The sequence below is a fragment of the Nocardia sp. NPDC127606 genome (assembly GCF_042671725.1).
Taxonomy (GTDB): Bacteria; Actinomycetota; Actinomycetes; order Mycobacteriales; family Mycobacteriaceae; genus Nocardia.
The window spans coordinates 96,831-110,345 of sequence record NZ_JBHXWQ010000012.1; the positions used below are offsets into that span (position 1 = coordinate 96,831).

At 68.1% G+C, this 13,515-nt stretch carries 13 protein-coding genes; 9 read left to right on the plus strand and 4 right to left on the minus strand.

Annotated elements, in window-relative coordinates; translation table 11 throughout:
- Positions 1-39: 39 nt before the first annotated feature.
- The 3 genes from ACFVJ5_RS33905 (at position 40) to ACFVJ5_RS33915 (ending at position 2,807) form a co-directional block, all read left to right on the plus strand.
- Entirely contained in the window at positions 40-1,869 is a 1,830-nt protein-coding gene (locus tag ACFVJ5_RS33905) for a DEDD exonuclease domain-containing protein (RefSeq protein WP_379226558.1), read from the plus strand.
- A gap of 106 nt (positions 1,870-1,975) precedes the next feature.
- Positions 1,976-2,527, plus strand: a complete 552-nt coding sequence (locus ACFVJ5_RS33910; protein ID WP_379226559.1) for a hypothetical protein — start codon at positions 1,976-1,978, stop codon at positions 2,525-2,527.
- Between the two features lie 4 nt (positions 2,528-2,531).
- Positions 2,532-2,807, plus strand: coding sequence for an Lrp/AsnC family transcriptional regulator (locus ACFVJ5_RS33915; RefSeq protein WP_378636588.1), 276 nt, complete (start codon positions 2,532-2,534; stop codon positions 2,805-2,807).
- Positions 2,808-2,817: 10 nt separating this feature from the next.
- On the opposite strand, the gene trpD is transcribed toward ACFVJ5_RS33915, so the two are convergent.
- Together trpD and ACFVJ5_RS33925 are read right to left on the minus strand one after the other, a co-directional pair.
- Positions 2,818-3,879, minus strand: a complete 1,062-nt coding sequence (gene trpD / locus ACFVJ5_RS33920) for an anthranilate phosphoribosyltransferase (protein WP_379226561.1) — start codon at positions 3,877-3,879, stop codon at positions 2,818-2,820.
- 91 nt (positions 3,880-3,970) lie between these two features.
- The gene (locus ACFVJ5_RS33925) at positions 3,971-4,387 is read right to left on the minus strand and encodes a hypothetical protein (protein WP_379226562.1); all 417 of its coding nucleotides are present in this window, start codon (positions 4,385-4,387) and stop codon (positions 3,971-3,973) included.
- 179 nt (positions 4,388-4,566) lie between these two features.
- On the opposite strand from ACFVJ5_RS33925, the gene ACFVJ5_RS33930 reads away from it, so the two are divergent.
- From ACFVJ5_RS33930 to ACFVJ5_RS33945, 4 genes are read left to right on the plus strand one after another with little or no spacing between them, the layout of a single operon-like run.
- Positions 4,567-5,178: a heme-copper oxidase subunit III gene (locus tag ACFVJ5_RS33930; protein ID WP_301905794.1), complete on the plus strand. Its 612-nt coding sequence runs from the start codon at positions 4,567-4,569 to the stop codon at positions 5,176-5,178.
- A 57-nt stretch (positions 5,179-5,235) separates the two neighbouring features.
- A complete protein-coding gene (locus tag ACFVJ5_RS33935) occupies positions 5,236-6,108 on the plus strand; it encodes a c-type cytochrome (protein ID WP_379226564.1) in 873 nt (290 codons plus the stop codon).
- On the plus strand, positions 6,105-7,244 hold the full coding sequence (locus ACFVJ5_RS33940; protein ID WP_379226566.1) for a ubiquinol-cytochrome c reductase iron-sulfur subunit: 1,140 nt from the start codon (positions 6,105-6,107) through the stop codon (positions 7,242-7,244). The genes ACFVJ5_RS33935 and ACFVJ5_RS33940 overlap by 4 nt, the downstream gene beginning before the upstream one ends.
- Positions 7,241-8,863 (plus strand): cytochrome bc complex cytochrome b subunit, encoded by a 1,623-nt coding sequence (locus ACFVJ5_RS33945; RefSeq protein ID WP_378636599.1) that lies wholly within the window; start codon positions 7,241-7,243, stop codon positions 8,861-8,863. Before ACFVJ5_RS33940 ends, ACFVJ5_RS33945 begins: the two co-directional genes overlap by 4 nt.
- 77 nt (positions 8,864-8,940) lie before the next feature.
- On the opposite strand, the gene ACFVJ5_RS33950 is transcribed toward ACFVJ5_RS33945, so the two are convergent.
- Positions 8,941-9,438, minus strand: a complete 498-nt coding sequence (locus ACFVJ5_RS33950) for a polyadenylate-specific 3'-exoribonuclease AS (RefSeq protein WP_379226741.1) — start codon at positions 9,436-9,438, stop codon at positions 8,941-8,943.
- A gap of 179 nt (positions 9,439-9,617) precedes the next feature.
- Here ACFVJ5_RS33950 and ACFVJ5_RS33955 point away from each other — a divergent pair, with 179 nt between their 5' ends.
- Positions 9,618-11,003 (plus strand): class II 3-deoxy-7-phosphoheptulonate synthase, encoded by a 1,386-nt coding sequence (locus tag ACFVJ5_RS33955; RefSeq protein WP_379226568.1) that lies wholly within the window; start codon positions 9,618-9,620, stop codon positions 11,001-11,003.
- Between the two features lie 78 nt (positions 11,004-11,081).
- On the opposite strand, the gene pknB is transcribed toward ACFVJ5_RS33955, so the two are convergent.
- A complete protein-coding gene (pknB, locus tag ACFVJ5_RS33960; RefSeq protein ID WP_379226743.1) occupies positions 11,082-13,001 on the minus strand; it encodes a Stk1 family PASTA domain-containing Ser/Thr kinase in 1,920 nt (639 codons plus the stop codon).
- Between the two features lie 125 nt (positions 13,002-13,126).
- On the opposite strand from pknB, the gene ACFVJ5_RS33965 reads away from it, so the two are divergent.
- On the plus strand, positions 13,127-13,495 hold the full coding sequence (locus ACFVJ5_RS33965; protein WP_379226570.1) for an Rv2175c family DNA-binding protein: 369 nt from the start codon (positions 13,127-13,129) through the stop codon (positions 13,493-13,495).
- The last annotated feature ends 20 nt before the right edge of the window (positions 13,496-13,515 follow it).

The following is a 13,515-nucleotide window of genomic DNA, read 5'->3' on the forward strand; positions in this document are numbered from 1 at the left end:
GGCCCGAGCTTGTCGGACCCCCGTCCTACGCTGCTGGCCGTGCCCGATCCCGTTCCGCTCCCGGCTGCCGCGCGGCAGTTGGCCTTCGATGAGCTCGATACCCCGCTGTATGCCACCACTTTCGTCGTCGTCGACCTCGAAACGACCGGGACCAGCGCTGATCGGGACGCGATCACCGAGATCGGGGCAGTGAAGGTGCGCGGCGGCGAGGTACTGGGGGAGTTCGCGACGCTGGTGAATCCGGGGTACGCGATTCCGCCAGCCATCGTGCAGATCACCGGGATCACCACGGCGATGGTGTACGGGGCGCCGCGGATCGAGGGGGTGTTGCCGGGGTTCTTCGAGTTCGCCGCCGGGGCAGTGCTGGTGGCGCACAACGCGCGCTTCGACACCGCGTTTCTCAAAGCGGCCGCGGCGCGTCAGGACATCGCGTGGCCCAATCCGCAGGTGTTGTGCACCGTGAAGCTGGCGCGGCGGGTGCTCACGCGCGACGAGGCCCCGTCGGCGCGGCTCGGAGTGCTGGCACAGATCCTCGGTGCGTCGACGACACCGACACACCGCGCGCTCGATGACGCCCGCGCCACCGTCGACGTGCTGCACGCGTTGATCGGGCGGGTCGGCAATCAGGGCGTGCACAGCCTGACCGAGCTGCTCGACTATCTGCCCGGCGTCACCGGAACCCAGCGCGCCAAGCGCACTTTCGCGACCGATCTGCCTGCCGCGCCCGGCGTCTATCTCTTCCGTGGACCGTCGGACGAAGTCCTCTATATAGGGACGGCGGTGAATCTGCGCCGTCGCGTACGCAACTACTTCACCGGCTCGGAGACCCGTGGCCGGATGAAAGAGATGGTGGCACTGGCGATTCGGGTCGACCACGTGGTGTGCGCGCACGGCCTCGAAGCCGGGGTGCGCGAGCTACGGTTGCTCGCCGCGCACGCGCCGCCGTACAACCGCCGCTCGAAGTTCCCCAAGCGAGGGTGGTGGCTCACCCTGAGCGAGGAGGCCTTCCCCCGCTTGACCGCGGTGCGCACCCCGACCCGAACCGCGATGGGGCCGTTCAATTCCCGGACCGACGCCGTCGACGTGGCGTTGACGATCGCCGAATTCGCCGGAATCCGCACCTGCGCCACCCGCCTCACCCGCACGGCGAAACACACCTGCCCGCCCGCGGTGGTCGGCGGCTGCCCCGCCGCACGCCACGACGGCGACCTCGACGCGACGCGCTACGCACCGGCCGTCGATGCGGTCCGCAACCTGTTCACCGGCCGCGCCGACACGCTGCTCCGCGCGATGATCGATCGCATCGAAACCCATTCGGCCGCTCAGCATTTCGAAGCCGCGGCCCGCCTCCGCGACCGCACCGCCACCGTTGTCACCAAGCTGTACCGCACCCAGCGCCTGGCGGCCCTCGCCCGCCTCGCCGAACTGATCATCGCCCTGCCCGACGGCGCGGGCGGCTGGGAATTCTCCGTCATCCGCTACGGCCGTCTGGCCGCCGCGGGCACCGCCGCACGCGGCACCCCGCCGATGGCGGTCGTCGACCAGATAGTCGCCGCGGCCGAAACCGTGATTCCCGATCTGGGCGCCTCGACCTCAGGCGGCGGAACTCACAGCGACCTGCCGATGGCCGCGATCGACGGCCTGATCGTCGAGCTCGACGACGACATCCCGCCGCTGCGTGGTGCACCCCCGGAGGAAGTCGGGGTCATCGCCCGCTGGCTCGCCAAACCCGGTGCCCGGATCGTGCGGACCAGCGACGGCTACCGCGAACCGCTGCACGGCGCCGCGCGGTGGGTGGGCTGGGCGCAGCTGGCGCGCACGGCCGCGACCACCCGGAGCGAGCAGGAGCAGTATCTGGCCGAGCGGTGACGGGCGACCGAAGCGGGCCTGGCACAGCATCGACGGCACGGTCCTGGATCATGGACGTCGACTCCGTGCACCCGTGGCGGGGCCCGAGGACAAGGAGTAGCGGCGGATGTTCGTGAAGGTGTGCGGTCTGACCACCGAGGAACAGATCGACTGGGCGATCGAGCTCGGGTACTCCGCGATCGGCGTCATGGTGACGACGAAGAGCAAGCGGTACCGCACCCCCGAACAGGCACGCGCGCTCGCCGGCTACGCGCGCGGCCGCATCACCACCTTCGCCGTCGCCCTCGAGGCGAGCGAGGTCGCCGGCGTAGTGGACGCCTTCGACGTCGTGCAGCTCTACCAGTGGACCGACCTGCCGAACCTGGCCTTCTGCTCCTCGACCCCGCCGCAACCGGGGCAGACCAGCGAATACTTCTTCTACGACGCCAGCGCGGGCTCCGGTGTGTTCGAGGAATTCCCCGACTGGGTCCGCGCGCAACCGGGCCGGGTGGTGCTGGCGGGCGGCCTCGACCCGGACAACGTCGCCGATGTCATCGCCCGGCACCGGCCCTACGGCGTCGACGTCTCCAGTTCGGTGGAAACGGCACCCGGGGTGAAGAGCTATGACCTGATGCGACGGTTCAAAGCGGCCACCGAGCGGCCCGAAGTTCTAGAGTGATCCCATGATTACCGCGATCGTGATGATCCAGGCGCAGAACTCTCGCATCCCCGAGACCGCGCAGGCCCTCGCCGACACCGAAGGAGTCGCCGAGGTGTATTCCTGCGCCGGTGACGTGGACCTGATCGCGATCGTGCGCGTGCGCGACCACGCGCGCATCGCCGAAGTGGTCACCGCGGGCATCGACAAGGTGGAGGGCGTGGTCCGCACCACCACTCACATCGCCTTCAAGTCCTATTCCAGCGCCGACGTGGAAGCCGGATTCTCGCTGGGGGAGTGAGCCTTGCGGGTCAGTTCTCGTCGAGCGTCCTGGTGAGTTCGGCCCAGCTCTGCAGCAGCTTCGCCGCCGCCCCGCTGTCCACCGCGGCGGCGGCGCGCTCGAGCCCGTCGGTCAGCGCCGCGTCCAGGTCGAGATCGACATCGCCGACCCCGCGCGAGAGGTCGTAGGCCACGATCGCCGCGGCCGAGTTCAACAGCACCGCGTCACGAACAGGTCCGGCCGTCCCCGCGAAGACATCGCGCGCGACCTGGGCGTTGACCTCGGCATCCCCGCCACGCAGGTCGTCCAGATCCACCCTCGCGATGCCGAGCCGCGTCGGATCGATCAGCGTTTGACGGATCCGACCCCCACTGACCACCCACACGTCGGTCAGATCCGAGGTGGTGATCTCGTCGAGCCCGTCACGCCCACGCACTACCAGCGCACTCGACCCACGCGCCTCGAACACCCCCGCGATCACGGGCGCGAGATCGGCGAACGCACACCCGATCAGCCCGGCGCGCGGCTGCGCCGGATTGGTCAGCGGCCCCAACACGTTGAACACGGTCGGAATGCCGATCTCCTTGCGCGCGGCCCCGGCGAAACGCAGCCCGGAGTGGAACAGCGGCGCGAAACAGAACCCGATCCCCGCCTCGCGCACCGAGCGCGCCACCGACTCGGGTCCGAGCGCGAGCTTCACGCCCAGCGCTTCGAGCACATCGGCGCCACCGGACTTCGACGACGCCGCCCGGTTCCCGTGCTTGACCACGGGGACCCCGGCCGCGGCGACGACCACCGAGGACATGGTCGAGATGTTCACCGACCCCGAACGATCGCCGCCGGTGCCGACGACGTCGACCGCGTCGCCGTCGACGTGGACCAGCCGCGCGTGCCCGAGCATCCCGGCCACCATGCCCGCCAATTCGGTCGGCGTGGGGCCCTTGATCTTCATGGCGACGCCGAACGCCGCGATCTGGGCCGCGGTGGCGTTGTCGGTGAAGATCTCGTCGATCACCCAGGTGGTGTCGTCCGCGGCCAGGTCGCCACCGTCGGCGAGGGTTCCGAGCACCTGGGCCCAGCTGCGCACGCTCATCTGCTCTGCTTCTCCTTCGACGACACCGTTGCGCCACTGTAGATCGGGCGCGCGGAGGTGGCGCAAGATCTTTTGCGCCGTCGGGCAAAGTTTACGGGGCGGTGCGCGGGGGTTGTAGCGCGTCCCAACCGTCGGCGACGCCGTCGTGGCGCTGGGCGAGTCCGGCCATCCGCGAGCGTTCCTGCGAGCAGGTCAGCGGATCGAGCCGCTGCACCCGTTGCAGGATGATCGGGACCAGGTCCTCGGCCTGCCCGTCGGCCTCGGCGCGTGCGTATCCGTCGTACCCGGCGATCTCGCACGCGGCCTCGATCTGCCCGGCGGGTAGCCGCAGATGGTGGCGCAACACCGCGTCGGCCTCCCGATCCAGCTCGCTCGCCCGATCCAGCGCGGTCGAACAAGCCTCGACATCGTCGAAACTCGACGCGACCACCACGAGATCGTCGCGCCCTGGGTCCAACTCCCGCGCCGACCCACCGAACAGCCGCCGCCACATCCGCACCACGACCATCGCCGCCTCCTCGTCTCAGCCTATCCACATCCAACGCTGTCACAATGGGTTGTCGCGCGGTCGTCGCCAACACGCCGACGGATGTCGTGGACCCCCTCTGTGCGTGGGTTTTCCGACTTGCGCCACAAACTTTCGTACCCGGGTACATGTGTCGTACTACGAAGAGTCATACTTACCCCGTGACGACCGCAGTAGGCACCCCAGGATCGGCCATTACTCAGCGTGTGCATTCGCTGAACCGGCCCAACATGGTCAGCGTCGGAACCATCATCTGGCTGTCGAGCGAGCTGATGTTCTTCGCCGGACTGTTCGCCATGTACTTCGTTGCTCGCGCGCAGGCGCACGGGAACTGGCCCCCGGAGCCGACCGAGCTGAACATGAAGCTCGCGATTCCGGTGACGGCCGTGCTGATCGCGTCCTCGTTCACCTGCCAGATGGGTGTGTTCGCCGCGGAGAAGGGCGACGTGTTCGGCCTTCGTCGCTGGTACACGATCACCCTGCTGATGGGCGCGTTCTTCGTCGCCGGGCAGGGCTACGAGTACTACCACCTGGTGGAGGAGGGAACTTCGATCGCCGGCAGCTCGTACGGCTCGGTTTTCTACATCACCACCGGCTTCCACGGTCTGCACGTGATCGGCGGTTTGATCGCGTTCGTGTTCCTGCTCGTCCGCACCACACTGAGCAAGTTCACCCCCGCCCAGGCCACCGCCGCGATCGTGGTGTCCTACTACTGGCACTTCGTCGACATCGTCTGGATCGGGCTGTTCGCCACGATCTACTTCGTCCGATAGCGCGCGGCGCACACAGCATTTGCACAAGTCGGTTCCGTCTACTCCAAAGGGACACAGATGAGTTCATCTCCCCCGTCGGCCCCAGAGCCCGCCGGCCCCGGCGCCGGGCAGGACGCACAGGCCGCCAAGGCGCGTAAGCAGCGCCGCGCCCGTCGTCGTATCGCGGGTGCTCTCGCGCTGATGATCGGCTTGGTCGGAGCCGGCTTCCTGGCTACCGCGCTCACCCCGCAGGCGCAGGTCGCGACCGCGCACGAGGACCAGTCCGCGCTCATTCGCGAGGGCAAGCAGCTCTACGACACCTCCTGCGTCACGTGCCACGGCGCGAACCTGCAGGGTGTCGCCGACCGTGGTCCGAGCCTGATCGGTGTCGGCGAGGCCGCGGTCTACTTCCAGGTCTCCTCCGGTCGCATGCCGATGGCCGCCAACGGCGCCCAGGCGCTGCGCAAGCCGGAGAAGTTCGACGCGCACCAGACCGACGCGCTGGGCGCGTACGTCGCCGCCAACGGCGGTGGCCCCTCGGTGATCCGCGACGCCAACGGCGAGATCGCCCAGGAGTCGCTGCGCGGCGACGACATCGCCCGTGGCTCGGAGCTGTTCCGCATGAACTGCGCCTCCTGCCACAACTTCACCGGTCGCGGTGGTGCGCTCTCCGGTGGCAAGTTCGCGCCGCCGCTGGCCGAGGCCAGTGAGCAGCAGATCTACCAGGCGATGGTCACCGGCCCGCAGAACATGCCCAAGTTCTCCGACCGGCAGCTGACGTCGGAGGAGAAGCGCGACATCGTCGCCTACGTCAAGAACTCGGCCGAGGAGAAGTCACCCGGCGGCTGGGATCTCGGCGGGTTCGGTCCGGCGACCGAAGGTTTGGCGATCTGGGTCATCGGCATCACCGCCGTGGTCGGCGCCGCGATGTGGATCGGATCCCGATCATGAGTGGACAGGAGCACAGCGACATGGGTCGCGAACCCACCGAAGACGAACTGGACGCGATGTCGCGTGACGAGCTGGTCGAGCTCGGCACCAATCGCGACGACGTCGATGTCGTCTACCGCAACGAGCGGTGGCCGGTGCCGGGCACCAAGGCCGAGAAGCGCGCCGAACGTGCGGTCACGTTCTGGTTCGCCATCTCCGGCCTCGCCGCCGCCGCGCTCATCGGTGTCTTCCTGTTCTGGCCGTGGGAGTGGAAGGGCTACGGCGACGAGGGCCACAGCGCCTACTCGCTGTTCACCCCGCTCGTCGGCCTGACCTTCGGCATCTCGGTGCTGGTCATCGGTGTCGCGGTGGTGCTGATCCGCAAGCGGTTCATCCCCGCCGAGATCTCGATCCAGCAGCGCCACGACGGCCCCTCGGACGAGGTCGAGCGTCGCACCCTGGCGGCCGAGCTGCAGGACGCGCTCGACACCTCCACCCTGGGTCGTCGCAAGATGATGCTCGGTACCGCGGGCGCCGGTGTCGGTGTGCTGGGTATCGGCGCACTGCTGGTGTTCGTCGGCGGCATGGTGAAGAACCCGTGGGCCAAGGGCGACAAGTCGCCGCTGTGGGTCTCGGGCTGGACCCCGGACTACCCGGGCGAGACCGTCTACATCCGCCGCGACACCGGCCGCCCCGGCGACATCGTGCTGGTGCGTCCCGAAGACCTGGACGCCGGCTCGATGGAAACCGTGTTCCCGTGGAAAGAGAAGTGGCGCGGCGATGAGCACGCCACGCTCGAGTCGCTGCGCGGTATCCGCAACGCGGTCATGATGATCCGGCTGCGCACCGAAGACGCCGAGAAGGCGATCAAGCGCAAGGGCCAGGAGAGCTTCAACTTCGGCGACTACTTCGCCTACTCGAAGATCTGCACCCATCTCGGCTGCCCCACCTCGCTGTTCGAGCAGCAGACCAACCGGATCCTGTGCCCCTGCCACCAGTCGCAGTTCCTCGCGACCGAGTGGGCAAAGCCGGTCTTCGGTCCTGCCGCCCGCGCACTGCCTCAGCTGCCGATCACCGTCAACTCCGAGGGCTTCCTGGTCGCCGCGGGCGACTTCATCGAGCCGCTCGGCCCGGCCTTCTGGGAGCGTCGTTCATGAGCGTTGTGGCCAATCAGGCAAATGAGATGGACGAGCGGTATCGCGCCGCCGCGTTCATGAAGCGTTCGATCAACAAGGTCTTCCCGACCCACTGGTCGTTCCTGCTGGGTGAGATCGCGCTCTACGCGTTCATCATCCTGCTGCTGTCGGGTGTGTACCTGACGCTGTTCTTCGACCCGTCGATGACCCACGTGGTCTACGACGGCGCCTACCAGCCGCTGCGCGGCGTCGGCATGTCGCGGGCCTACGAGACCGCGCTGAACATCTCCTTCGAGGTGCGCGGCGGTCTGTTCGTCCGGCAGATCCACCACTGGGCGGCTCTGCTGTTCGCGGCGTCGATCATCATCCACCTGTTCCGCATCTTCTTCACCGGCGCGTTCCGCAAGCCGCGTGAGGCGAACTGGGTGATCGGCTCGCTGCTGCTGATCCTGGCGATGTTCGAAGGCTTCTTCGGCTACTCGCTGCCCGACGATCTGCTCTCCGGTACGGGTCTGCGCGCCGCGTTCTCGGGTATCACCATCGGTGTCCCGGTCGTCGGTACCTGGCTGCACTGGCTGATGTTCGGCGGCGACTTCCCCGGCGACATCATCATCCCGCGCCTCTACATCGCGCACGTGCTGCTGCTGCCCGGCATCATCCTGGCGCTGATCGGCGCGCACGTCGCGCTGGTCTGGTACCAGAAGCACACCCAGTTCCCCGGACCGGCCCGCACCGAGCACAACGTCGTCGGCGCGCGCATCATCCCGGTGTTCGCCGCCGACCAGGGCGCGTTCTTCGCGTTCACCCTCGGCATCGTCGGCATCATGGGCGGTGTCCTGCAGATCAACCCGATCTGGAACCTCGGTCCGTACAACCCGTCCCAGGTGTCGGCGGGTTCGCAGCCCGACTTCTACATGATGTGGACCGACGGTATGGCGCGTCTGATGCCGCCGTGGGAGCTCTACCTGGGTCGGTACACGATCCCGGCGGTGTTCTGGGTCGCGCTCATCATGGGTCTGGTGTTCACGCTGCTGATCGCCTACCCGTGGATCGAGAAGCGCCTCACCAACGACCACTCGGCGCATCACAACCTGCTCCAGCGTCCGCGCGACGTGCCGGTGCGTACCGCGATCGGCGCGATGTCCATCGCGTTCTACGTGGTGCTCACGCTGTCGTGTGTCAACGACATCATCGCGCTGAAGTTCGACATCTCGCTGAACGCGACCACCTGGATCGGTCGTATCGGCGTGCTGTTGCTGCCGCCGATCGCGTACTTCATCACCTACCGGTTCTGCATCGGTCTGCAGCGCAGTGACCGGGCGGTGCTCGAGCACGGCATCGAGACCGGTGTGATCAAGCGTCTGCCGCACGGCGAGTACATCGAGGTGCACCAGCCGCTGGGTGGGGTCGACGCACACGGCCACGCCATCCCGCTGGAATACCAGGGCGCTCCGGTGCCCAAGAAGATGAACAAGCTGGGTTCGGCGGGCAAGCCCGGCACCGGTAGCTTCCTCAAGGCCGATCCCAAGGCCGAGGGCGAGTCCTGGGCCGAGATCGAGGAGAACGAGGAGCACCGGATGCTCACCGTTCTCGCCGAGCAGCAGGCGATCGCGAACAACAGCGAGCCGTTCGGTCACTGATCGAACAGCGCGAACAACGAAGGCCCCGAGTCGAATTCGACTCGGGGCCTTCGCTTTTGTCCTACCGGCGCGGTGTTCTACAGGCGCGGAGTGCGCCGATATGTCTCGATGGCCTCGAACTTGGCCAGGTTGTGGCGGGCGTCGGCGAGTGCGTCGTGCGCGTCATCGGGGATGGGCGGCAGGGCGGGGCTGCCGTTGACGGCCCAGTGCTGGCGCAGTTCGTTGGTGTAACGCGGCATGCCCTTGGGCAACGCTGTCATGTCACCCCACAGTTGGCACAGCGCCACGTGGTCGTACGCGCCGACCCAGGCCCACAGCTCCGGCTGCACGCTGGGCCGGGGCAGGAAGAACTTGAACAGGTCGTCGCGGATCTGTTCCCTGGTGCGATACAGCGGCGACCCGGCGGCAGGCAGCTTCGGCAGCACATGCCTGCGCACCCACGGCCCGGCCCGCTTCGCATCGAATTCGGTGGAGACCGCGTAGTACTCGCGCCCGTCCTCACAGACGACGCCGATCGAGATCAGGTCGATCGTCGAGCCGTCCTCGATGAATTCCGAATCGTAGAAATATCGCAGGGAGATCGCCTCTTCGTGCCGGTGGGTTGCTCGTGGGGCTCCGGCGCGCCGGGCGATGGACCCCACGATGGGTCGACGAAACCCTATGTGGGCGTCCTGTGCGTGTTTCGCACGGGTCGGCGCCGGCTTCGCGGGTACGCCGGATAGTCGCCCGTGCGCGCGGGTCGTATTCTGATCTGGTGACCTGGACCGTCGACGTACCCATTGACCGCCTGCCGGAACTGCCGCCGCTGCCCGACGAGCTGCGTGGTCGCCTCGATGCCGCGCTGGCCAGGCCCGCTCTGCAGCAGCCGTCCTGGGACGCCGACGAGGCCGCCACCATGCGCACCGTGCTGGAGAGCGTGCCACCGATCTGCCTGCCCGCCGAGGTGGAGGACCTCAAGGCGCAGCTGGCCGCGGTCGCGCGCGGTGAGGCGTTCCTCATGCAGGGCGGTGACTGCGCGGAGACCTTCGCCGACAACACCGAACCCCACATCCGCGGCAATATCCGCACGCTGCTGCAGATGGCCGTGGTGCTCACCTACGGCGCGAGCATGCCGGTGGTGAAGGTGGCGCGGATCGCGGGCCAGTACGCCAAGCCGCGCTCGTCCGACACCGACGCGCTCGGCCTGACGTCCTACCGCGGCGACATGGTCAACTCGCTCGTCGCCGACGAGGCGCTGCGCCGCCACGACCCGTCACGCCTGGTCCGCGCCTACGCCAATGCCAGCGCCGCGATGAACCTGGTCCGCGCACTGACCAGCGCGGGCACCGCCGACCTGCACCGCCTGCACGACTGGAACCGCGATTTCGTGGCCCAGTCGCCCGCGGGCGCGCGCTACGAGACCCTCGCCGAGGAGATCGACCGCGGCCTGCGCTTCATGGCCGCCTGCCAGGTCAACGACCCGAGCCTGAAGACCGCGCGCATCTACGCCTCGCACGAGGCGCTCGTCCTCGACTACGAGCGCGCGATGCTGCGGCTGAGCGAGTCCGAGACCGGCGAACCGCTGCTCTACGACCTGTCCGCGCACTTCCTGTGGATCGGTGAGCGCACCCGCCAGCTCGACGGCGCCCACATCGCGCTGGCCGAACTGCTGGCGAACCCGATCGGCCTCAAGATCGGGCCGACCACCACGCCGGACCTGGCCGTGGAATACGTCGAGCGGCTCGACCCGAACAACGAGCCGGGCCGGCTCACCCTGGTCGCCCGCATGGGCAACGGCAAGGTGCGCGATGTGCTGCCGCCGATCATCGAGAAGGTGCAGGCCACCGGCCATCAGGTCATCTGGCAGTGCGACCCCATGCACGGCAACACCCACGAGTCCTCGACCGGTTTCAAGACCCGCCACTTCGACCGCATCGTCGACGAGGTCCAGGGCTTCTTCGAGGTGCACCACGCCCTCGGCACCCACCCCGGCGGCCTGCACATCGAGCTGACCGGCGAGAACGTCACCGAGTGCCTCGGCGGCGCCCAGGACATCTCCGATCTCGACCTCGGCGGCCGCTACGAAACCGCCTGCGACCCCCGCCTGAACACCCAGCAATCCCTGGAACTCTCGTTCCTGGTCGCGGAAATGCTGCGCTGAATCAGCGGGACGAACCCGGGGCGGTCAGCGAGGACCGCGCCCGGGTTTTTCTTTGTCCTTCTCGGGATCCTTGCCCCTTCAAGGCAGGGCGGTGAGCGTCACGACGCTGCCCGCCTCCACATTCGAGTTGAAACCCGGGACCTGGCCGATGACCAGGGAGCTGTCGGAGTCGGTGAGGGACTTGACCTCTACCCGCAGGCCGAGCTGTTGCAGTTTGGAACGGGCGTTGCCGACGCTTTGACCCATCACATTGGGCACCTTCACCGCGTTCGACACGATCAGCGTCACGGTGTCGCCCGATTGCAGGGTGGTGCCGACGGCGGGCTCGGTCGCGATCGCCTTGTCGCCTTCGACGTTCTTGTCGAACTGCACGCGTGTCTCGCGAACGACCAGGCCCGCGGTGGTCAGCGCACTCGCTGCCTCCTCGGCGGTTTTGCCGCGGACATCGGGCACGTTCACCGGCTGGGAACCCTTGCTGCGGTACACCTTCACCTGCGCGCCCATCGGCAGGATCGTGCCCGGCGCGGGCTCCACCTTGGCCAGCGAACCCTTCGGTGCGGTACTGGCCGCCTCACCGCTGTCGATCGGCTGCAAACCGGCATCGCGGATCGCCTGATTGGTGGCGCTGAGCTGGTCGCCGGGCTTGATATCGGGCACCCGCGGTTTGCCGTTGGAGATCAGCACCGCGACCGTGGAACTCTTGGTCACCCGCGACCCGGCAGACGGATCGGAGCCGACGACCCCGCCCACCGGGACCGTGTCGGAGGCCTTCTGCCGTAATTCCGTCTCGAAACCGGCTTCCTGCAGGACCGCGACGGCCCGCTCGGAGTCCATGCCCGCGATCGGCGGCACCGCGGCGTAGCGACCCACGCCGAGCCACCAGCCGCCGATACCGACCAGCAGGGTCAGTGCGGTGACGATGCCCACCCACACCAAACCCGTTCGGCGAGAATGATCGTCGCCACCGCCGAACGCGCTCGCCGCCGGTGCGGGGGAGTACTCCTCCGGGCGCGGGCGCGGTGCGGTGACCACCCGGGTGTGGTGCGGTTCGGGCGCGGGGGAACGGTGCGCGGCCATCGCCGGCGGGGTAGCCGGGCGCTCGCCGGGATGATGCGCGGCGCCGGTCTGATAACTCTCGCTGAGATGTTCGGCCGAATCGCGCGGTGCGGGCACCCGGTACGGCGGCAGATTCAGCTCCATCGCGATCGTCTGCAGTTTCGCCGCCATCTCGTTGGCGTCGGCGAAGCGCTGCGCGGGGTCGCGGGAGGTGGCCTTGGCGACCAACGCGTCGAATTCGGGCGGTACGCCGCCGATGAAGTTGCTCGGCGCGGGCACATCGTTCTCGACCCGCTGATACGCCACCGACAGCGAGTTGTCGCCGGTGAACGGCACGCGTCCGGTGAGCAGTTCGAAGATCAGGACGCCGAAGGAGTACACGTCGCTGCGGGCGTCGGCGGTGCCGGTGGTGACCTGCTCGGGGGAGAGGTAGGCGGCCGTGCCGAGGATTACGCTCGCGGAGGTGGTGTTGGCCGCGGCCACGGCGCGGACCAGGCCGAAGTCGGCGATCTTCACCTCGCCCGCGTCGGAGATCAGCACATTCTCCGGCTTCACATCGCGGTGGACCAGGCCCGCGTCGTGGGCGGTGCCGATCGCGCGCAGCACCGGCTCGGCCACGGCGCGCACAGCGTGTGGCGGCATCGGCCCGCGTTCGCGCAGCAGCTCACGCAGCGTGCCGCCCTCGACCAACTCCATGATCAGGAACGGGTATTCGCCGTCGACGCCCTGGTCGTACACGGCGACCAGCGAGGGATGCTTGAGCTTGGCCACCGCCCGCGCCTCGAACTCGAAACGGCTGAGGAACTGCGGGTCACCGGCGAACTTCGGGTCCATCACCTTGATCGCCACGGGGCGATCGAGCCGGGTGTCGGTCCCGCGGAAAACCATCGACATCCCGCCGCGAGCGATCGGCGCATCGATGCGATAGCGCCCTTCCAGCATCTGGCCGATCAAGTGATGTCCTCCGGCATTCAACCGGCCGCCGTGTGCGGCCACCACGATGGTAACCGGGTGGTGTGGGCATGCCAGACGATGCGTGCGCGCCGACACGTACTACCGTTGTGTGAGTGAGTGCCTTCCCCTGCAGCAACGACGTGCTGCCCGACACCGAAACCATCGTCTCGCTTCCCGAGGCGGCCGAAATACTCGGCGTCCCGGTCACCTCGGTGCACCAATTGCTGCGTGACCACCAGATCCTCGCGGTCCGCCGCGACGGCGTCGTAGGCATTCCGTCCCGCTTCTTCGATTCCGAGGACGAGATCGTCCGCATGCTTCCCGGCGTGATCACCGTCATGCGCGACGCCAAGTACACCGACGAGGACATCCTCGGCTGGCTCTTCGCCGATGACCCCTCCCTCCCCGGTCGCCCCGTGGACGCTCTGCACGGCCAGTTGGCCCGCGAGGTAGTCCGCCGCGCGCACGCCGAACCCTTCTGATCGTCACACCGGAGGATCGC

Excerpts from the sequence above, each read along its gene's own strand:
- ACFVJ5_RS33910 (WP_379226559.1), top strand. The coding sequence starts at position 1,976 with ATGTTCGTGAAGGTGTGCGGTCTGACCACCGAGGAACAGATCGACTGG.
- ACFVJ5_RS33925 (WP_379226562.1), bottom strand. The coding sequence starts at position 4,387 with ATGGTCGTGGTGCGGATGTGGCGGCGGCTGTTCGGTGGGTCGGCGCGG.
- pknB (WP_379226743.1), bottom strand. The coding sequence starts at position 13,001 with ATGCTGGAAGGGCGCTATCGCATCGATGCGCCGATCGCTCGCGGCGGG.
- ACFVJ5_RS33915 (WP_378636588.1), top strand. The coding sequence starts at position 2,532 with ATGATTACCGCGATCGTGATGATCCAGGCGCAGAACTCTCGCATCCCC.
- ACFVJ5_RS33945 (WP_378636599.1), top strand. The coding sequence starts at position 7,241 with ATGAGCGTTGTGGCCAATCAGGCAAATGAGATGGACGAGCGGTATCGC.
- ACFVJ5_RS33935 (WP_379226564.1), top strand. The coding sequence starts at position 5,236 with ATGAGTTCATCTCCCCCGTCGGCCCCAGAGCCCGCCGGCCCCGGCGCC.
- trpD (WP_379226561.1), bottom strand. The coding sequence starts at position 3,879 with ATGAGCGTGCGCAGCTGGGCCCAGGTGCTCGGAACCCTCGCCGACGGT.
- ACFVJ5_RS33940 (WP_379226566.1), top strand. The coding sequence starts at position 6,105 with ATGAGTGGACAGGAGCACAGCGACATGGGTCGCGAACCCACCGAAGAC.